Source organism: Arthrobacter sp. V1I7, assembly GCF_030817015.1.
Lineage (GTDB): Bacteria > Actinomycetota > Actinomycetes > Actinomycetales > Micrococcaceae > Arthrobacter.
Map to the genome: position 1 here is coordinate 1,832,111 of NZ_JAUSYS010000001.1, position 19,975 is coordinate 1,852,085.

The 19,975-nt window shown below is 67.2% G+C and carries 17 protein-coding genes; 11 read left to right on the top strand and 6 right to left on the bottom strand.

The annotated features are described in order from the left end of the window. Positions 1-195 precede the first annotated feature (195 nt). On the bottom strand, positions 196-2,208 hold the full coding sequence (locus QFZ69_RS08605; RefSeq protein WP_306917305.1) for a M3 family metallopeptidase: 2,013 nt from the start codon (positions 2,206-2,208) through the stop codon (positions 196-198). An 81-nt stretch (positions 2,209-2,289) separates the two neighbouring features. Here QFZ69_RS08605 and QFZ69_RS08610 point away from each other — a divergent pair, with 81 nt between their 5' ends. Beyond that, positions 2,290-3,582, top strand: a complete 1,293-nt coding sequence (locus QFZ69_RS08610; protein WP_306917306.1) for a CapA family protein — start codon at positions 2,290-2,292, stop codon at positions 3,580-3,582. An 11-nt stretch (positions 3,583-3,593) separates the two neighbouring features. Further along, complete coding sequence (locus QFZ69_RS08615; RefSeq protein WP_306917307.1) at positions 3,594-4,445, top strand: alpha/beta fold hydrolase; 852 nt, start codon at positions 3,594-3,596, stop codon at positions 4,443-4,445. Between the two features lie 310 nt (positions 4,446-4,755). Here the strand turns inward: QFZ69_RS08615 and QFZ69_RS08620 are convergent, their stop codons facing one another. From QFZ69_RS08620 to QFZ69_RS08630, 3 genes are read right to left on the bottom strand one after another with little or no spacing between them, the layout of a single operon-like run. After that, a complete protein-coding gene (locus QFZ69_RS08620) occupies positions 4,756-5,223 on the bottom strand; it encodes a GNAT family N-acetyltransferase (RefSeq protein ID WP_306917309.1) in 468 nt (155 codons plus the stop codon). A gap of 59 nt (positions 5,224-5,282) precedes the next feature. After that, positions 5,283-6,080, bottom strand: coding sequence for a type 1 glutamine amidotransferase (locus QFZ69_RS08625; protein ID WP_306917311.1), 798 nt, complete (start codon positions 6,078-6,080; stop codon positions 5,283-5,285). Next, complete coding sequence (locus QFZ69_RS08630) at positions 6,077-7,369, bottom strand: Mur ligase family protein (protein WP_306917314.1); 1,293 nt, start codon at positions 7,367-7,369, stop codon at positions 6,077-6,079. The genes QFZ69_RS08625 and QFZ69_RS08630 overlap by 4 nt, the downstream gene beginning before the upstream one ends. A 92-nt stretch (positions 7,370-7,461) precedes the next feature. On the opposite strand from QFZ69_RS08630, the gene pdxT reads away from it, so the two are divergent. From pdxT to QFZ69_RS08675, 9 genes are all read left to right on the top strand, one after another. Then, positions 7,462-8,163: a pyridoxal 5'-phosphate synthase glutaminase subunit PdxT gene (pdxT, locus tag QFZ69_RS08635; RefSeq protein WP_306917316.1), complete on the top strand. Its 702-nt coding sequence runs from the start codon at positions 7,462-7,464 to the stop codon at positions 8,161-8,163. Positions 8,164-8,166: 3 nt separating this feature from the next. Beyond that, positions 8,167-8,922: a YebC/PmpR family DNA-binding transcriptional regulator gene (locus QFZ69_RS08640; RefSeq protein WP_306917318.1), complete on the top strand. Its 756-nt coding sequence runs from the start codon at positions 8,167-8,169 to the stop codon at positions 8,920-8,922. Further along, entirely contained in the window at positions 8,919-9,509 is a 591-nt protein-coding gene (gene ruvC, locus QFZ69_RS08645; protein WP_307000037.1) for a crossover junction endodeoxyribonuclease RuvC, read from the top strand. Before QFZ69_RS08640 ends, ruvC begins: the two co-directional genes overlap by 4 nt. Before the next feature lie 117 nt (positions 9,510-9,626). After that, positions 9,627-10,280 carry a Holliday junction branch migration protein RuvA gene (ruvA, locus tag QFZ69_RS08650; RefSeq protein ID WP_306917320.1) on the top strand — a complete coding sequence of 218 codons (654 nt, stop codon included), beginning with the start codon at positions 9,627-9,629 and terminating at the stop codon, positions 10,278-10,280. Beyond that, a complete protein-coding gene (ruvB, locus tag QFZ69_RS08655) occupies positions 10,273-11,373 on the top strand; it encodes a Holliday junction branch migration DNA helicase RuvB (RefSeq protein ID WP_306917322.1) in 1,101 nt (366 codons plus the stop codon). Before ruvA ends, ruvB begins: the two co-directional genes overlap by 8 nt. A gap of 261 nt (positions 11,374-11,634) precedes the next feature. Beyond that, positions 11,635-12,042: a preprotein translocase subunit YajC gene (yajC, locus tag QFZ69_RS08660; protein WP_307000466.1), complete on the top strand. Its 408-nt coding sequence runs from the start codon at positions 11,635-11,637 to the stop codon at positions 12,040-12,042. Positions 12,043-12,148: 106 nt separating this feature from the next. Then, positions 12,149-13,924 carry a protein translocase subunit SecD gene (gene secD, locus QFZ69_RS08665; protein ID WP_306917323.1) on the top strand — a complete coding sequence of 592 codons (1,776 nt, stop codon included), beginning with the start codon at positions 12,149-12,151 and terminating at the stop codon, positions 13,922-13,924. Beyond that, a complete protein-coding gene (gene secF, locus QFZ69_RS08670) occupies positions 13,925-14,935 on the top strand; it encodes a protein translocase subunit SecF (RefSeq protein WP_307000039.1) in 1,011 nt (336 codons plus the stop codon). Between the two features lie 148 nt (positions 14,936-15,083). Next, positions 15,084-17,477: a bifunctional (p)ppGpp synthetase/guanosine-3',5'-bis(diphosphate) 3'-pyrophosphohydrolase gene (locus QFZ69_RS08675; RefSeq protein ID WP_373461836.1), complete on the top strand. Its 2,394-nt coding sequence runs from the start codon at positions 15,084-15,086 to the stop codon at positions 17,475-17,477. Here QFZ69_RS08675 and QFZ69_RS08680 read toward each other — a convergent pair. Beyond that, a complete protein-coding gene (locus tag QFZ69_RS08680; protein WP_306917326.1) occupies positions 17,474-18,088 on the bottom strand; it encodes a type IV toxin-antitoxin system AbiEi family antitoxin in 615 nt (204 codons plus the stop codon). The two genes, QFZ69_RS08675 and QFZ69_RS08680, sit on opposite strands and share 4 nt — an antisense overlap. A gap of 95 nt (positions 18,089-18,183) precedes the next feature. Then, the gene (locus tag QFZ69_RS08685) at positions 18,184-19,962 is read right to left on the bottom strand and encodes a DUF349 domain-containing protein (RefSeq protein ID WP_306917328.1); all 1,779 of its coding nucleotides are present in this window, start codon (positions 19,960-19,962) and stop codon (positions 18,184-18,186) included. Positions 19,963-19,975 lie beyond the last annotated feature (13 nt).

The window sequence follows — 19,975 nt, forward strand, 5'->3', positions numbered from 1 at the left end:
CAGACGGCGTGATCCTCTGCGCGCTATTCCCCGCGCCCTGCTAGGCCGCTTCGCGGCGAGCTTGGGCGGGGGCCCCTTTTACGCGCGCTGCCGGATCAGCCCCGCCCTTTGCCTCTGCACTCCTGATGTACGACGCCGGTCCCTCACCTTCCTTGGGTGGGGGACCGGCGTCGTTGTTTCGTCGTTGTTTAGGGCTCAGTCCAGGCCGCGGCGCTTCAGCAGCGGTTCAAGTCGGGCGTCGCGGCCGCGGAAGGCGCGGAACGACTCGAGCGGATCCCGGCTGTTGCCGCGGGAGAGCAGCTCGGCCCGGAAGAAGTCGCCGTTGGCCCGGCTGAGCCCGCCGTTTTCCTTGAACCACTCCACCGTCTCGGCGTCCAGGACTTCGCTCCAGATATAGGAGTAGTAGCCCGCGGCATAGCCGGCGCCGGCGAAGATGTGCTGGAAGTACCCGGTCCGGTAGCGCGGCGGGATCAGGCTGTGCGCCACTCCCGCGGCGGCCAGCGCCTTGGCCTCGAACTCCAACACGTCCTCGGGCACCTCGGAAACGTCCAGCACATGCCAGGCAAGATCCAGCAGGGCCGCCCCCAGGTATTCGGTGGTCGCGAAACCTTCGCCCCAGAGCCGGGCGGCGTCGAGCTTCTCGACCGCCTCCTGCGGCAGCGCTGCACCGGTCGCGTAGTGGCGGGCATAGTTGGCCAGCACCTCCGGCCACATGATCCACATCTCGTTGACTTGCGAGGGATACTCCACGAAGTCCCGGGGCACCGAGGTGCCGGAGAACCGCGGGTACGTCACCGAGGAGAAGAGGCCATGCAGGGCGTGCCCGAACTCGTGGAAGGTTGTGCGGAGCTCGTCGAGGGTCAGGAGCGTGGGCTCCCCGGCCGGCGGCTTGGAGATGTTGAGGTTGTTGATCACCACAGGCCGGGTGTTCAGCAGCCCGGACTGGTCCACGAGGGAGTCCATCCAGGCCCCTCCGCGCTTCGATTCGCGGGTGTAGTAATCACCCAGGAACAGGCCCAGTTCCGTGCCGTCCGAATTCCGGACTTCCCAGACCCGCACGTCCGGGTGGTAACCCGCGAGGTCGCTGCGTTCGGTGAAGGTGATGTCGTAGAGCGCGTTGGCGGCGAAGAACACGCCGTCGTTCAGGACGCGGTCCAGCTCGAAGTAGGGGCGCAGGGCCTGCTCGTCCACCGCGTACCGTTCCCGCTTGACCTTGGCCGAGTAATACGCCCAGTCCCAGGCCGCCAGGGGGTGCCCGGCGACCTCGGCGAGTGCTTCTGCCTCGGCGTCGGCGTTCCGGACGGCGGCGGGGGCGAGCCGGTTCAGCATGGTCCGCACCGCCTCGAAATCGGGGGCGGTCTGCTGGTCCACGGTCAGCTCGGCAAAGTTGGTGAAGCCCAGGAGCCTTGCCTTCTCCGCCCGCAGCCGGACCATCTGCTTCACCAGGTCCAGCACATCGAGGCTGCCGCCGCCGCTGCCGCGTCCGGTCGAGGCCTCGTACAGCCGCCGGCGCACGTCCCGGTTTTCCAGGGCGGCCAGCGCCGGCTGGTTGCCGGGCTGGATGAGGGTGAGCAGGAACCTGCCTTCGTGTCCGGCGGCGCGGGCCGCCTCGGCGGCGCTGGACACATCGTCGGCCGGCAGCCCGGCGAGTTCGGCGGCGTCGTCCAGGAGCAGGGACGCGGACTTCATCCCCTCCTTGACCCGCTGGCCGAACTCCGTGCCCAGCCGGGCGAGCTCCGCGTTGACGGCCTTGAGCCGCTCCTGGCCCGGCCCATCCAGCTGGATTCCGGACTGGCGGAACTCCTTGAGGTAGTCCTCGACGAGCCGGGCGGATTCGGGATCGAGCTGGTCCGTCGGAATGGCGGCGAAGCGCTCGTACAGTCCGCGGTTCAGGTAGACGGCGTCCTGATGGGCCGAGAAGCGGGGGGACAACCGGGTCTCCAGCTCCAGGATCGTGTCCGAGGCGTCGGCGGAGACGAGGGTGAAGAACGACGCCGCCGCACGCTGCAGCAGCTGCCCCGACCGCTCCATCGCCAGTGCGGTGTTCTCGAAGGACGCCGGCTCCGGTGTCTCGACGATCGCCTGGAGCTCGGCCAAATGCTCGGCGAGGCCGGCCGCCACGGCTTCGGCGTAGTGCTCGTCGTCGATCTCGGCGAACGGAGGCAGGCCGTAAGGCAGCGTGCTGGGGCGCAGTAGGGGGTTGGTCATGAAGGAACTCTTTCATGCAAGCGGGAAGTTCTCAACGGTGGCTTCAGCGTTTTCGAACGGCGGCACCGTAGGATGTCCGGCATGGGGAACACCTCAGCAACGCCCCGCGGCCGGCTGCGCGCCGCAGCCGCCGCGGCGGCACTTATGGCATCCTTGGCCTCCTGCGGCTTGTTCGCGGCCGGGCCGGACGACAACACCTCGAGTCCCTCGGCGGGCGCCGGCGGGACCGCGGGGAACGCGGAGCCTCCGTCCCGCGCATCGACGCCGGCCACCCCGACACCAACCCCGACACCAACCCCGACACCAACCCCGACGCCGGGCCGGGGGCCCGGCTGCGCCGCCCTGCGTTGCGCCACCGTCGTTGTCACCGGGGACATGCTGGTCCACGCCCAGCTCTGGCAGCAGGCCCGCGAGGACGCCCGCAGCACTGGTGTGCCCGGGCTGGACTTCGGTCCGCTGCTGGAAGGACAGCGGCGGTACCTCGCAAGGAGCGATCTCGCGATCTGCCATCTGGAGACCCCCGTGGCTGACCCTTCGGGCCCCTTCTCCGCCTACCCTTCCTTCAACGTGCCGCCGCAGATCATCCCCGCCGCACGTGCCGTGGGCTATCAGGCCTGCACGACGGCCAGTAACCACACCATTGACCGCGGCACGGAGGGACTCGTCCGCACCCTCGATGCCCTCGACGCCGCCGGAGTGCAGCATACCGGCTCCTACCGCACGGAGGCTGAATCGCAGGGCGTACTGATCCTGCAGACCCCCGCGGCCAGGATCGCGGTGGTGGCCGCCTCGTACGGCCTCAACGGCCAGAGTCCCGAGCAGTCCTGGCAGGTGGACCTGCTGGAACCGGAGGCGATGATCGCCAAGGCGCGCCGGGCCAGGGCACTGGGCGCGGACATCGTGCTCGGGGCTCTGCACGCCGGCGACGAGTACTCCAGTGAGCCGAACGCCCAGCAGCACGACGTCGCCCATGCGCTCGTGGACAGCGGGCAGTTCAGCATGATCTACGGCCACCACAGCCACTCGGTGCTGCCGATCGAGCAGTACAAGGGAACCTGGATTGTCTACGGCCTCGGCAACGGCATCACCGAACTCTCGCCGTGGTATGTGGTGAACAACGAAGGGCTGCTGGTCCGGGCGCAGTTCAGCCAGAACGCGGCGGGAACGTGGGCCGCCTCGGACCTGGCCTGGGCGCCATCGGTGATGGTCCGCGGACCCTACCGCTGGTGCTCGGTAGCGGCCGACGCCCCGCAGGGCCCGTGCGCCGGCCCCGCCGCTGACGCCGCAACGCGCCTGCGCACCAAATCTGTCGTGGAATCACGGGGTGCCGCGGCGGCCGGTGCCCACGAGCTGCTCATCTCCAGGGAGCCCTAAGCTTGGGGACCATGGAGACTTTGAATGAACGACGGCGCACGGTCGCCTCGAAGGGCGCCGAACTCGCAGTGTTCGAGTTCGGCGCGGAGCCAGGACCGGAGGTGCCGACGCTGCTGTTGGTGCACGGTTACCCGGACGACCACCGGCTGTACCTGCCGGCCATCCGCGACCTCGCCCGGACCCACCATGTCGTGGCCTACGACACGCGGAACGCCGGCGCGTCCGCCGTCGTCGAGCTCCCGGGCGACTTCACCCTGACAACGCTCGTCGACGACATGTTCGCCGTGCTGGCAGCCGTCGACGCCGCCGACGTCCATCTCGTGGGCCATGACTGGGGATCGATCCAGGGCTGGGCCGCCGTCCAGGACGCCAGGGCCGCGGGCATGATCGCCCGGTACACCAGCATCTCGGGCCCGGACCTGCGGCACTTCGGACGCTGGGTGCGCAGCAGGTTTTCGCGGCCCCCCGCCTGGCCGCAACTGGCGGGACAGCTGCTCCGCCGCTGGTATATCGGCGCCTTCCTGCTGCCGAAGCTGCCGGAGGCCGCCTGGCGGCTGTTCCTCACCCGGCGTTATGAGCAGACGGCGAAGCGCGACGTCGGCAATGATCCCGTCCGCGGGCTGGCGCTCTACCGCGCCAATTTCTTCTCGGCCGGAAACTGGCCGTCCGGCGGCCGGGTGACGATTCCCGTCCAGGTGGTGGTGCCGATGAAGGATTCCTTCCTGACGCCGAACCTCGTGGAGGGGCTGGAGTCGTGGGTGCAGGACCTCACCGTGATCCGGGTGGACAGCGGCCACTGGTGGCCCGCCTCCCGGCCCGCGGAGTTCGCGGAACTGCTGCGGGGCGGCTACATCGGCCGGTGACGGCGGGCGCGGCGGGAAAACTCCGGTCGCGCCGGGGACAGGAGGCATGGATGGCACGAGTCGAGCAGGTCGAAGGTGCTGCCAGGACCGGAACGTTCCGGAACGGAATGGACTACCTGGGCTGGGGCATTGGTCCGAGGACATTGTTGCCCATTCAGGGCGGTCCGGGCAGTGCGGTGCCCCGGTGGCTGATGCGCCGGATGTTCCGGCGCCGGGCTGATTCCCGACTGCACCCTGGTCTGCTACGAGGGGCAAGGGCACCTCCGGGTCGGGTGCAGCAGCCGGGTAGCCCGCGACGTCCTGGCGTTCGTCAACCGTTCCTGAGCTCACGGGTCATAAAGACACTGTTCGGATCCAGGACGTAGCCGGCAAACGGGGCGCATTCGAGAAATCCGTGCCGGTGGTAGAGCCGGCGGGCGGGGGCGAAGAACTCCTGGCTTCCGGTCTCCAGAAACAACCGCGTGTAGCCGCTGTCCGGGGCCTCGGCCAGGATGCAGGAGAGCAGACGGCCGCCGATTCCCCGGCCACGGGCGTGGGCCGCCGTGCGCATGGACTTGATTTCGCCCTCGCCGGGTCCGATTTCCTTCAGCGCTCCGCAGCCGAGCACTTCGGCGCCCTGCCGGGCGGTCCAGAAGGCGATGGCGGGATCGGAGAGTGCTGCCGGCGCGAGGGCGTGCACGCTTTCGGCGGGCGAGGTGGCGAACATGTCCGCCAGATGCCCGGCCAGGAGTTGCTGGACGTCCTCGCGTCCAGGGTCATCCCGTTCGATCCGGATCATGGCCGCTGGCTCCTCTCCAGAGCGTTCCATCAGGCCCCGTTCAAATTCCGCGACGGCGGTCAGCGCGGCCGGCGGGCCGCGTGGTCGCGGGCCAGGACCGCGTAGGAGTCGTCCGGGCTGCCGGGGGAGAAGGTGCCGTACTTGCGTTCGACGGCCGTGCTGATCAGGAAGTCTGCCAGCTTCGGGTTCTTCGGCAGCAGCGAACCGTGCAGGTAGCTCGCCACGATGTTGCGGTAGCGGGCGCCCTCCTGGCCGTCGCTGCTGTTGTTGCCGGTGCCCTTGGCGGTGGTGCCCAGCGGGGCGACGCCCGGTCCCAGGGTGGTCTGGCCGCTGTGGTTTTCGTACCCGAGGATGCTGCCGAATTCCGGGGAGGACACCGCGACGTTGCCGATCAGCCGCTGGTCGGTGCCGTGCGTTTCCACGTCCAGGATGCCGATGCCCGGGATGACGGACCCGAGCCGGGTCTTGAAGAACCTCCCGAAGAGCTGGTAGAGGCCGCAGATCATGAGCATGGGCGTACCGTCCTCGGCGAGCTGCTTAAGCGTGGATTCCCGCGAGAGGAGATCGTCCTTGATGATCAGTTGTCCGCTGTCCTGCCCGCCGCCGCCGACGATCAGGTCCACGTCCGCGGGGAAGTCGTCGCCCACGTTGTATTCCAGGAGCTCCGGCGTGTAGCCGTGCCAACGGAGGCGCTGGGCGAGGACCAGGGCGTTGCCCCAGTCGCCGTAGATGTTCATGTCCCGCGGGTAGAGCTGCAGGATCCGGATGGTTCCCTTGCCCGGGGCGGGTTCCTCGGGCGGCAGCCTGTGTCCGAAGGAGAGGTGTTGCCCGGACTGCGGGTCGGACCGGGGGGTCATGAGACCACCTCCACTGTGGTGATTTTGGACAGCTCGCGGCGGATTGCGAGCATGGCGGTGTAGGTGCAGAAGATCCGTTTCGGCTTGTCCCCGGCGCCTCGGATGAAGGCCGCCAGCGCGGGCGCGATCTCGGTGTTCACGGCGCCGATGGGCACGTCGTCGTACTGCAGCCGGAGGGCCATGTCGTAGGCGCGCGAGCCGCTCAACTGGTCCACGCCGCCTTCCCGGAGGGTGTCGAATTCCACGTCCCAGAGCCAGGACATGTCCCGGCCGTCGGCGTAGTTGTCGTTGATCGCGATCATGGTCGCGTAGCCCGCGGCCGGGAAGGACTTCAGGCCCAGCCGGAAGCCGCTCGGGTTCTTCACCAGCACGAGTTCCAGCGGCAGGCCGTCGACCACGAGGCTTTCACCGCGGCCGAATGCCGGCGCCACCCGGGACAGCGCCGCGAGCAGGCCGTCGTTGTCCGGGACGGCTGATGTCCCCTTCACTGCGGTGGCCCGGGCCAGGGTCAGCGCGGCCGCGGCGTTGAAGATGTTGTAGACGCCGCGCAGCTTCATCCCGGTGGTGACGGTGACGCCGTCGTACTCAAAGTCAGCGTCGTCGGGACCCACCCGGCGCAGTACGACGTCGGCGTGCGGCCTTTCCGGCGCCGGCGGGACCGGGCTGCCGGGGGACGCCCGCATCTCGTCATCGTTGGGAAAGGTGCTCAGCAGGGAGTCGTCCAGCCCGAAGTACAGGACCTCGGGCCCGCTGAGGGTGTCCGCGATCCGCGCCACCCGGGGGTCCTCCCGGTTCAGTACGACGGTCCCGGTGGTCCTGGACGCAACGTGCTCCAGGAGCTGCGCGGTTTTATCGATTTCCCCGAAGCGGTCCAGCTGGTCCCGCAGCACATTGAGCAGCAGGCAGTAGCGGGGCGGCACCTGGTTGACGAAGTGCACGGCGTGCGCCTCGTCCAGTTCCAGCACGGCGATGTCGGCGTTAAGCCGGCCGCGCCAGTCCACCTCACCGAGCAGGGCGGCCGCGACGCCGCGGGTGAAGTTGCTGCCGGTGCGGTTGGTGAAGACCTTCAGGCCCTGGCTTTCCAGCAGCTCCACGACCATTTTGGTGGTGGTGGTCTTGCCATTCGTCCCGCTGACGACGGCGACGCCGAGCGGCAGCGTTGACAGTGTCCTCTGCATGAAGCCGGGGTCGATTTTCTCGACCACCAGCCCGGGAAGGGCGGAGCCCCCACCCCTGAGCCGGGAGACCCTGCGGACCAGCTTGCCGAGCGGAACACTGAAGTAAAACATGCTCTGTAATATATCCCAGCGCCGGCATGGAAGCCTGCCGGGCCGCTGTCCGGGTGCAGTTCCGGAAGACCCGGCAGCACTATGCTGGACAAATGACCAAACCCCTTTCTGTGCTTCCGTCCCGCGCGGGTGCAGGCCTGCGGATCGGAGTCCTGGCCCTCCAGGGCGACTTCCGCGAACACCTGCACGCGGTGGAGGAGGCCGGCGCCACCGGCATCGGAGTGCGCCGCCCGTCCGAGCTCGACGGCCTCGACGGCCTCATCATTCCGGGCGGGGAATCGACCACGATTGACAAGCTGTCCAGGATTTTCGAGCTTCGGGACCCGCTCTGTGACCGCATCCAGGGCGGGCTGCCGGTCTACGGATCCTGCGCGGGCATGATCCTGCTGGCCAGGGAGATCACCGATCCGGCCAAGGACCTCGCCGGCAATCCGCAGCAGACCTTCGGCGGCCTGGATATTACCGTCCGCCGCAACGCGTTCGGCCGGCAGCGTGAATCCTTCGAGACGGACCTGGATTTCAAGGGGCTGGAATTCAGCGCCACCGAACACGGCGTGCCCCCGGTCCATGCGGTCTTCATCCGCGGGCCTTGGGTTGAGCGCGTCGGGGACGGCGTGGAAGTCCTCGCCAGGGTGGAACAGTCCCGGGCCGGACACCCCGAGCCGTTGGACGGGACGGCTAGAATTGTTGCTGTGCGTTCCGGCCAGCTGCTGGCGACCTCGTTCCATCCGGAAGTCACGGGGGAGAAGCGTGTGCACCAACTGTTTATTCGAATGATCAGAGGAGAAGCGTAAAGCATGTCAGGCCACTCCAAATGGGCGACGACCAAGCATAAGAAGGCCATCCTCGACAGCCGCCGGGCCAAGTCGTTCGCCAAGCTGATCAAGAACATCGAAGTCGCAGCGCGCATGGGCGGGCCGGACCTCGCCGGCAACCCGAGCCTGGAACTGGCCGTCACCAAGGCCAAGAAGACCTCGGTTCCGGCGGACAACATTGACCGCGCCATCAAGCGCGGCGCCGGCCTCACCGGTGAAGTCGTGGACTACACCGAGATCATGTACGAATGCCGTGGCCCGCAGGGCTCGGCGCTGCTGATCGAATGCCTCACCGACAACAAGAACCGTGCCGCCTCGGAAGTCCGCCTCGCCATCTCCCGTAACGGCGGCACTATCGCGGATCCGGGTTCCGTCAGCTACCTCTTCAGCCGCAAGGGCGTTGTCTCACTGCCGAAGAACGGCCTCAGCGAGGACGACGTCCTGATGGCGGTCCTTGACGCGGGTGCCGAGGAAGTCAAGGACAATGGCGACAGCTTCGAGATCCACTCCGAGCCGACCGACCTGCAGGCCATCCGCGACGCACTCAAGGAAGCCGGCATCGACTACGAGACCGACGAGGCCGAGTTCGTGCCGTCCATGCAGGTGCCGCTGGACCTCGAGGCCGCCAGGAAGTTTCTGAAGCTCGTGGACGCCCTCGAAGAACTCGACGACGTCCAGAACGTTTACAGCAACGCCGACTTCAGCGACGAAGTGCAGGCCGCACTGGAATCCGAGTGACCCTTCGCGTCCTCGGCGTCGATCCGGGCCTCACCCGCTGCGGGATCGGCGTCGTGGACGTCGAGAAGAACCGCCGCGCCACCATGGTGGCGTTCGGCGTCGTCGGTACCTCGCCCGAGGAAAGCCTCGACCAGCGGCTGCTGGTCATCGCCACCTCCATCGATGACTGGCTGGACAAATACGAACCCCACGTCCTCGCCGTCGAACGTGTCTTCTCCCAACTCAATGTCAGCACCGTGATGGGGGTCGCGCAGGCCTCCGGCGTGGTGATTGCCGCCGCCGCGCGCCGCGGGATCCCGGTGGCGCTGCACACGCCGTCCGAGGTCAAGGCCGCCGTCACGGGCAGCGGAACGTCCAACAAGGACGCCGTGACCAAGCTCGTGACCAAGATCCTCCGCCTCGACGCCCCGCCCCGCCCGGCCGATGCCGCCGACGCCCTGGCGCTGGCGATCACGCATGCGTGGCGCGCCGGCAGCGGATCTTCCAACAAGGGCGGCGCAGCCACCTCCGGGCCGGGCAGCCAGTCACTGACGCCGGCCCAGCGCGCCTGGGCTGATGCCGAGGCCAAAGCGCGCCGTGCACGGTGAATGTCAGACTGTGCCGCCGCAGAGCTTGGTAGGGTATTCGTAGATATGTTCGGATAGCCGGGTTCTTCCCGGTTATATTGTCAGCTGTATTTTCGCTGTAAACCCAGGAGCCCGGCTTTGATCAGTTTTCTCCGCGGAACCGTAGCGCACGTCGGCCTGTCCTCGGCAGTGATCGACCTCAACGGGGCCGGCATGAGCGTGAACGCGACCCCGCAGACCCTCAGCAGCCTGAAGGTGGGTGAGGAGGGGAAGCTGTTTACCTCCCTGATCGTCCGGGAGGACTCCCTCACCCTGTTCGGTTTTTCCAGCGACGACGAACGCGAGGTGTTCGACATCCTGCTCAGCGTCAGCGGCGTCGGCCCCCGCCTGGCGCTGGCCGTGCTGGCCGTGCACGAACCCGAGGCCATCCGGGTTGCCGCCCACTCGGGCGACGGCAAGTCCTTCACGAAGGTGCCCGGGATCGGGCCGAAGGTCGCCGGCCGGATCGTGCTGGAGCTGGCCGGCAAGCTGGTCCCGCACGGGACCGGCGGCAGCACCGGAGGCGCAGCCGCCGTCCGGTCCGCCGAAACGGTCTGGAAGCCGCAGGTGGTCGCCGCGATGACCAGCCTTGGCTGGTCCGAAAAGGACGCCACTTCCAGTATCGACAAGTCCCTGGCTGATTCCCCCGGGCTGGCAGAGCAGGGCAATGTGGCGGAAATCCTGCGCGCCACGCTCCGCTGGCTGGGCCAGGACGGCGCCCGCGCCGGGAACAGGGTAGGCGCCCGTGGCTGAACCGTCCCTTGCCGGCGGGGGAGAGGAACCGGAGGAGCGGGTCATCGAGGCCGCGCTGCGGCCCAAGAACCTGCACGACTTCGTGGGCCAGCACCGGGTCCGCAAGCAGCTCTCCCTGGTCCTGGAGGCTTCCCGGATGCGCGGACGCAGCGCGGACCATGTCCTCCTCTCCGGACCTCCCGGGCTGGGCAAGACCACACTCTCCATGATCATCGCGGCCGAAATGAACGCCCCGCTGCGGATCAGCAGCGGTCCGGCCATCCAGCATGCCGGCGACCTTGCCGCGATCCTCTCCTCCCTTTCTGAAGGTGAGGTCCTGTTCCTCGACGAGATCCACCGGATGTCCCGGCCGGCCGAGGAGATGCTCTACATGGCGATGGAGGACTTCCGCGTCGACATCGTCGTGGGCAAGGGTGCCGGTGCCACCGCCATCCCGCTCGAGCTGCCGCCGTTCACCCTGGTCGGTGCCACCACCAGGGCCGGGCTCCTGCCGGGGCCGCTCCGCGACCGCTTCGGCTTCACCGGCCACCTTGAGTTCTATTCGGTGGAGGAGCTCGAACTCGTGCTGCGCCGCTCGGCCGGGCTATTGGACCTCAAGGTCAACTCCGCCGGTTTCAGTGAGATCGCCGGACGGTCCCGGGGCACACCCCGCATCGCCAACCGGCTCCTGCGCCGGGTGCGCGACTGGGCACTGGTGCACGGGATTGAGCAGATCGACGCCCGGGCGGCGTCCGCGGCACTGGACATGTACGAGGTGGACAAACGCGGCCTGGACCGGCTGGACCGTGCCGTCCTCGAAGCATTGATTACGAAGTTCGGCGGCGGACCCGTGGGTCTGTCCACCCTCGCGATCGCCGTCGGCGAGGAGACGGAGACCGTGGAAACAGTCGCCGAGCCGTACCTCGTTCGTGAGGGGCTGCTGGGCCGAACGCCCCGGGGGCGGATCGCCCTCGCTCCCGCCTGGACCCACCTCGGCTATGCGGTGCCTGCCGGGATCTTCGCGCAGGACCCGCTGGAGCTGTTCCAGGCCCCGGACCTCAGCGAAGAGCCCGGTGAGACAGCGGACCCGGAATGGATCCGTAACAGTCAATAACACCTTGCCGGAACGATTTCCCTTTAGACTGGAATAACGCTCGGCACGTTCGGGTCTTTGCTCTGTGGGCGGCAGGTATCTGGCCGCCGCTGGCCGGGCATGGTTTTCTGGCAGGTTGAACTGCCGGACAGTCTGCCCGATGGCCCGGAGTGAAGCGGACGTTGCTGAAACCCAGCTACGCAAGTACAGAACGGAACTATCCCTGTGTTCGGACTAATTTCTGCCCAGACCCAGCCGCAGGCCGGCGGCGGCATCGACATCATGACGATTCTCCTGTTCGTCATGCTCGGACTTTTCATCTTCATGATGTTCCGCCGCAACAAGAAGACGCAGCAGCAGCAGACCCAGCTCCAGTCGAAGTTCGCACCCGGTGTCGAGGTTATGACCAGCTTCGGGCTGTACGGCCGCATCGTGGAAATCGACGAGGAAGAAAACAAAGTCCTGCTCGAGCTCTCCCCGGGCAACACCGCCACCGTGCACCGCCAGGCCGTCACCAAGATCGTTGAGCCGGTTGTTGCAGCCGAGGAGCCTGCCGTTGTTCCGGACGACGCTTCCTCGCTGACCACCGAAACGGTGGACAGCCCCGCGCCGGCCGCTGACGAGCCGCGCAATGAGACACCCGACGAAACCTTGCGCCGCCTCAATGACGAAGGCAAAAAAGACAGCTAGTCTGCCTATCTGAGCTATCCCGCGTAGTAACGGCTGCGGGCATCCGTCGGTGGGGGTCTCCGTACCCGCACCGGCGGTTCCTCCGTAAATAAAAGAAAGATCGACAATGGCACGAACTGGCCCCAAAAACTCAGCCCTCAGGGTGCTGGTCTGGCTTGGCGTTATTCTCGCCGTCCTGACTGCCGTCCTGGCGGGCGGCACGATTGCCGGCCAGGCGAGCTGGGCTCCCAAGCTCGCCCTGGACCTTGAAGGCGGCACCCAGATGATCCTGGCGCCCAAGGTTGAGGGCGGTTCGGACATCAACGAAGAACAGCTCAACCAGGCCGTGGCGATCATCCGTCAGCGTGTGGATGGCTCCGGCGTCGCGGAAGCTGAAATCAGCACGCAGTCCGGCCGCAACGTTGTGGTCAGCCTCCCGGGCACGCCGTCCAAGGAAACCCGTGCGCTGATCCAGGCCTCGGCCGACATGAACTTCCGGCCGGTCCTGCAGGCCGGTCCCGGCGCAGCAGTCCCGGCGGAGTCACGGGCCCCGGCCGAGCAGCTGCCGCAGCCCACTGCGGAGCCGGCCAACGGCAGCGACGAAAACTGGATCACCCCCGAGATCTACCAGCAGTTCGAGGCGCTGGACTGTGACAACCCGGCCCAGGACCAGCAGGAGCGCTCCGACCCGGCCAAGCCGCTGGTCACGTGCGAACCCGCCTCCGCCAACTCTCCGGCCATCAAGTACATTCTTGGCCCCGTTGAAGTGAAGGGCTCGAACATCAAGAGTTCGTCCTTCCAGCTCCAGCGCGGAGCCCAGGGCGCGGTGACCAACGAGTGGGCTGTGAACATCCAGTTCGACGATGAAGGCACCGCGAAGTTCAAGGAAGTCACCGAGCGGCTGTACGAGTTCTACACCGCCGGCGGCGGGCAGACCGGTTCGGACCCGAAGGCCCAGTTCGCCATCGTCCTCGACGACCAGGTCATCTCGGCCCCGCGTTCCCTTGCCGTCATCACCGACGGCCGCCCGCAGATCACCGGCGGGTTCACCGAGGAATCGGCGAAGGCCCTCTCCGACCAGCTGCGGTTCGGTGCCCTGCCGATCAGCTTCGAAATCCAGAGCGAACAGCAGATCTCGGCAACCCTTGGCGGGGAACAGCTCCGCATGGGCATGCTCGCCGGCCTGATCGGGCTGCTGCTCGTGGTGGTCTACTCGCTGTTCCAGTACCGGGCGCTTGGCCTGGTCACTGTCGCCTCACTTGTGGTGGCCGGCGCGCTGACCTATCTGGCCATCGCCATCCTGGGCTGGACCGAGAACTACCGGTTGTCCCTCGCCGGCGTGGCAGGCATCATCGTTGCCATCGGCCAGACGGCGGACTCGTTCATCGTCTACTTCGAACGCATCCGTGACGAGCTCCGTGAAGGCCGTGGCCTCGTATCCGCGGTGGAGAACGGCTGGAAGCGCGCCAAGCGCACCGTCCTGGCGTCCAAGGCTGTGAATCTGCTCGCCGCCCTGGTGCTGTACTTCGTGGCGGTCGGCAACGTCCGCGGCTTCGCGTTCACCCTCGGTCTCACCGCGATCGCGGACCTTATCGTCGTCTTCATGTTCACCCACCCGACCCTGAAACTGCTGGCCCGCACCAAGTTCTTCGGTGAAGGCCACAGGTTCTCCGGGCTCGACCCGAAGCGCCTCGGCGCAGTTCCGCTGTACCGGGGAGCCGGCCGGATCCGCACTCCGGAGGACAGGCCCACGGTGGCGGTCCGTGCCAAGAACACCGGCGCCGCGGCCGAAGCCGAGCGCCGGATGACGATTGCGGAGCGCCGCCTCGCGGAACGTCAGGAACAGGAAAAGCAGGGCCAGCTCGCTGGTTCCTCCAAGAGCGCGTCCAAGGAGGGCAAGTAAATGGCCAGCTTCTCTAATTTCGGTAACGAGCTGTACACGGGCAAACGCTCGTACGATTTTGTCGGCTCCAAGAAGATCTGGTTCCTGATCGCTGCGGTCGCCGTGGCGGTCTCGATCCTGCTCCCGGTCGCCAAGGGCGGCTTCAACCTCGGCATCGAATTCCGGGGCGGGTCCGAATTCACCGTTTCGAATGTGGTGACCACGGATCCGGCGGTCGGCGAGAGGGCTGTCGAGGAAGTTGTTTCCGGCAGCGTCCCGCGCGTGGCGAACGTCGCCGGTAACACGATGCGCATCCAGACGGACAAACTCACGGACGACGAGACGCTGCAGATCAGGGAAGGCCTCACCCAGGCCTACGGCGTCACCGAGAACGAGGTGACGTCCACGTTCATCGGCCCCACCTGGGGTGCTGATGTTACCAGGCAGGCACTGTTGGGCCTGGTCATCTTCGTCGCCTTTGCCGCCGTGCTGATGGCGCTGTATTTCCGCACCTGGAAGATGTCGCTGTCAGCGATTGCCGGCATGCTCGTGACGATGTTCATCACGGCCGGCGTCTACGCCCTCAGTGATTTCGAGGTGACGCCGTCGGCCATCATCGGATTCCTGACGGTTCTCAGCTACTCGCTGTACGACACCGTGGTGGTGTTCGACAAGATCCGTGAAAACACCGACGACCTGCAGGCCTCCACGCGCCGGACCTTCGGTGAGGAAGTCAACCTTGCGGTCAACCAGACGCTGGTCCGCTCCATCAACACGATGATGGTGGCCATCCTGCCCGTCGGCGCGATCCTCTTCATCGGTGCCGGGCTCCTGGGTGCCGGAACGCTGCGGGACCTCTCGCTGGCGCTGTTCGTGGGCATCCTGATCGGAACGGCCGCGACGATCTTCATTGCCGCACCGCTCTACGCGTGGCTGCGCCAGAACGAACCTGATCTGGTCAAGCAGGCCAAGCGTGTTGAGCAGCGCCGGGCCGAGACTGCCGCCAAGAGCGCGCAGCCGGCCACGGCCTAGCCTGCGGCGGATCCGCCAGGTGCGGTCCGACGGGCCGGAGAACGTCATCCGTGACGCTCTCCGGCCCGTCGCCGTATCCGGCTCGGTTATCGAAGTATCCTGCCGCGGAATAGACTTGAGTAATTAACGGGTTGTGAGGGGTGCTTCATTGGAAGAACGTTCGACGCCGGTGCAGGCGGCACCAGCGGATAAGAGTGCCGGCCAGGCTTCACATACTGGCCTGGTGGCTCCTGTGCGCGCAGAGCCAGCCGTCCCGGTCGACAGCCCGGGGGCCCGGCCCACGTTCCCCGGCCGCCGTGAACGCACCCGGTCCCGGCTCGCCCGGTTGACGGGGCGCGGCGCCCCCGCGTATTCGCCCATCCTCGAGCCGTTGTTGCGCACCGTCCGCGCCAACAACCCTAAAGAGGACTTCGACCTCATCCAGCGCGCCTTCGTCGTGGCGGAGCGCTGCCACCGCGGTCAGAAGCGCAAGAGCGGCGACCCCTACATCACCCACCCTGTGGCGGTGGCCACCATCCTCGCCGAGCTGGGCCTCAGCGGCACCACCCTGGCCGCGGCGCTGCTGCATGACACCGTAGAGGACACCTCCTACACCCTGGCGGACCTCAAGGCCGAGTTCGGGCCCGAAGTTGCAATGCTGGTTGATGGCGTCACCAAGCTGGACAAGGTCAGCTTCGGCGAGGCCGCCCAGTCCGAAACGGTCCGCAAGATGGTCGTGGCCATGGCCAAGGACATCCGCGTGCTGATGATCAAGCTCGCTGACCGGCTGCACAACGCCCGCACCTGGCGCTTCGTCTCGGCGGAGTCCTCCGCCCGGAAGGCCCGGGAAACCCTGGAAATCTTCGCGCCGCTGGCCCACCGGCTCGGCATGAACACGATCAAATGGGAGCTGGAGGACCTGTCCTTCGCCGCCCTGTACCCGAAGGTCTACGAGGAAATCGTGCGGATGGTCGGGGACCGGACGCCGGAGCGCGAAAAGAACCTCGGCGTCATCCGCAACCAGATCACCGAGGACCTGCGCGAAGCCAAGATCAAGGCCACCATCACCGGACGGCCGAAGCACTATTACTCGATCTACCAGAAGATGATCGTCCGGGACAAGGACTTTGACGATATCAACGACCTGATGGGTGTCCGGGTCCTCGTCGACTCCGTCCGGGACTGTTACGCCGCCCTCGGCGCCATGCACTCCCGCTGGAACCCCCTGCCCGGGCGGTTCAAGGACTACATCGCGATGCCAAAATTCAATATGTACCAGTCACTCCACACCACCGTGATTGGTCCGGGCGGCAAACCGGTGGAGATCCAGATCCGCACCCATGAAATGCACCGCCGCGCCGAGTACGGCGTGGCCGCGCACTGGAAGTACAAGGACCAGCCGAACCGCACGGCATCCGGACCGGGCAGCCCCCGCGACGGCGACATGGGCTGGCTGCGTTCCCTCGTCGACTGGCAGCAGGAGACCTCGGATCCCGGCGAATTCCTTGACTCGCTGCGCTTCGAAATCAACGCCCGCGAAGTCTTCGTCTTCACCCCCAAGGGCGAAGTCATGGCCCTGCCGGCCGGTTCCACGCCGGTCGACTTCGCCTACGCCGTGCACACCGAGGTGGGCCACCGGACCATCGGCGCCCGGGTCAACGGCAAGCTGGTGCCGCTCAACAGTGAACTGAACCACGGCGACTGGGTGGAAATCTTCACCTCCAAAGCCGAAGGGGCCGGCCCCAGCCAGGACTGGCAGCACTTCGTCAAGAGCGCCCGGGCCCGCAACAAGATCCGGCAGTGGTTCAGCAAGGAACGCCGCGAAGAGTCGATCGAGCGCGGCAAGGAACTGCTGACGAAGGCGATGCGCAAGCAGAACCTCCCGCTGCAGCGCCTGATGACGCACGACGCCCTGGCCGCGATTGCCGAGGACTTCAAGTACGTTGACATCTCCGGCCTCTACGCCGGGGTCGGCGACGGGCACACCTCCGCCCAGTCCGTCATGGAACGCCTCGTGGAGAGCCTCGGCGGCAACGACACCCCTGAAGACGACCTCACCGAAGTGTCCATTCCGACCCAGGTGACCAAGGCCCGGTACTCCGATTCCGGCGTCGTGGTCCGCGGTGTGGATGACGTCTGGGTCAAACTCGCCCGCTGTTGCACTCCGGTCCCGCCGGACCCCATTCTGGGCTTCGTCACGCGAGGCTCCGGCGTCTCGGTGCACCGGACGGACTGCACCAATGTGAGCGGCCTGCTGGAGCAGCCGGACCGGATTGTTGAGGTGGACTGGGCGCCCACGCAGTCCAGCGTCTTCCTGGTCGAAATCCAGGTCGAAGCGCTGGACCGCAAGTCCCTGCTCTCGGATGTCACCCGGATCCTCTCCGAAAACCACGTCAACATCCTCGCGGCCAGCGTGCACACTTCCACGGACCGGGTCGCCATTTCCAAGTTTGCCTTCGAGATGGGCGACCCCAAGTACCTGAGCCACGTGCTGAGCGCCGTGCGCCGGATCGATGGCGTCTTCGACGTCTACCGGACCACCGGGAACCGGCGGCGCAGCTAAGGCGGCTGTGCGGTCTCGAGAACGGCGAGTCGCTCCAGCGCCGCCTTCTTGTGCGGCACCCGCGGGCTGGCTTCCACGGCGAGCCTGAGCAGGCGCAGCCGCACGCCGAGCTCGGTCCGGTCCAGAAATGCGGCCAGGACCGGCAGCGCCCGGTCCGATTCCACATGCAGGGCGATGTCGAGGGCAGTCCGCAACGGACTGGAGACCATCAGTCCGCCGAGGCTCACGACGTCCAACGCGCCCAGCCGCACCTCATGGAAGGTGCATCCGCGCGTGGACCTCAGGCTCGAAATTCTCCGGCTGGCATCCACCAGCAGCGCCAACCGGTCCGGTTCCTGCGCACAGCCGTAGACCCAGGCGGCCGTCAGCCTGCCTGCCACCACGCGCTGCCTGATCGGCGGTGGGATCATGGCGCCCAATGCGCGGGCCCGGAGTTGCGGGGTGGAACGGGTTCCCGGTGGCAGGTAGCCGCGCTGGTACAGCTGCGTCAGCACGCCGTCGGACGCCATTGCCTGCAGCTCAGGCCAGGAGAAAAGCAGACCGGGTGAGTACAGCTCTGCCGGGAGGGCAACGGGGGCAACCGGGTCAGCGGCGCCGGGCGGGTGGACCATACAGCAATCGTCCCGGCTGCCCGGACAAGGAAACAGGCCCCGCGGCGGTCATGTGGATAACCGAAACGGGGCCTGGATTGTTTTCCGGCGGAGCGCTAGGAGAGCTCGCTCGCTGAGCGTTCGAGCTGTTCCAGCCACGCCTGGCGGGCTTCGAGAGCCTCCCGGGCTGCCTTGATCTTGCGTTCGTCGCCTGCCTTCTCCGCCTTGGCAAGGTCATCCGTGAGACCGGCGATGGCGGATTCCAGCTGACTCAGCGCGCTGTTGGTGCGGGCCTTCGTTTCCGGGTTCGACCGCTTCCAGTTCTCCTCCTCGGCATGGCGGACGGCGTCCTCCACCTTCCGGAGCCCGGCTTCGACGCGGCCCATGTCGGCGCGCGGCACCTTGCCCGCTTCTTCCCAGCGGTCGCGGATGGACTGGAGGGCCTTCTTGGTGGCAGCGAGGTCCTTGATGGGCAGCAGCCCGCTGGCTTCCACCAGCAGGGCTTCCTTCACGGCCAGGTTCGCGCCGTACTCCTGGTCGATCTCGTCGTTGGCGGCCTGCCGGTTGGTGAAGAAGACGTCCTGCGCGGCCCGGAATCGTGCCCAGAGGGCGTCGTCGTCCTTGCGGCTCGCGCGGGGTGATGCCTTCCACTGGTCCATGAGGCGGCGGTACTCGCCGGCAGCGAAGCCCCAGTCGGTCGAGGAGGAGAGCGCCTCCGCCTCCGCGATCAGTTTCTCCTTGGCGGCCTTGGCTGCCGAGTTGTTGCTGTCCAGCTGCGAGAAGTAGGCGCGGCGGTGCCGGTCAAAGACGGTGCGGGCAGCGCGGAAGCGCTTCCAGAGGGTGTCTTCGTTGCTACGCCCCAGCCGAACGCCGCTCTTCTGTGCCGTCTTCCAGCTCTCGAAGAGCTCGTTCATCCGGGCGCTGGAGGTCTTCCACTGGATCTGCGCGGGGTCATGTCCGGCAATCTCTTCGGCTTCCGCAACGATGGCCTCGCGGGCAGCCAGTTCGGCGGCCCGGACGGCGTCGTGTTCGGCTTTCTCGGCCTTCTCGAGCTCGCTGATCTGCGTGACCAGGACATCCAGGCGGGCCTCGGCGGAGCGGATGTCGCCCACCATGTTCCGCTCGGCCAGCTGTTCGCGCAGGTGTGTGACGGTCTTCTGCATGTCGGTGGTGGGCGCTTTGGAGCTGACGCGCTGTTCCAGCAGGACGATCTGCGCGACGACGTCGTCGTACTTCCGGGCGAAGTAACCCAGGGCCTCATCGTTGCTGACATCCGGGTACTGTCCGACCGGGTGCTCCTCGCCGTCCACGGTCAGGAAGACGTGGCCGTCGCCTTCGACGCGTCCCCAGCGTGCGGCCTCGGCAAGGGAGGCGGCGGAGGAAACGGAGGCCGGTGCGGCAGCCGGTGCGGCGGGGGAGGGCTTGGCCTTGGGCCGGGCCGCGAAGGCTGCCGGCGACGGCGCAGGCCGGGCCGGGGCGGGGGCGGCTGTCTCGGCAGCAGCCTCAGCGGCGGGTGCTGTGGCAGGGGCGGGGGCTGCAGCCTCCGCGGCGGGTGCTGTGGCAGCCTCGGCGGCTGCCTCAGGCTCAGCGGCAGCCTCGGCTGCCGCTTCCGGGGCAGCCTGAGCGTCGGCCGGCGGCTCCGTGGCGTCGGCCGGCTCGGTGGCGTCGGCCGGCGGCTCGGTGGCGTCGGCCTCGATTGCCTGCGGCTCTACTGCCGCTTCCGGTGCTGTGTCTGTGGCAGTGTCGGTCGCCTTTTCTGCCTCTTGTCCCGTTGCCGGTCCTGGGGCTTGTCCCGGTGCTTGTCCTGAGGCTTGTCCGTTGGACGTTGCCTCGGTTTCGGTCTCGTTGGCAGCTGCTGCTGACACTGTTTCGTCGGATTTCTGACTGTCTGTCACCGCTAGAAGTCTT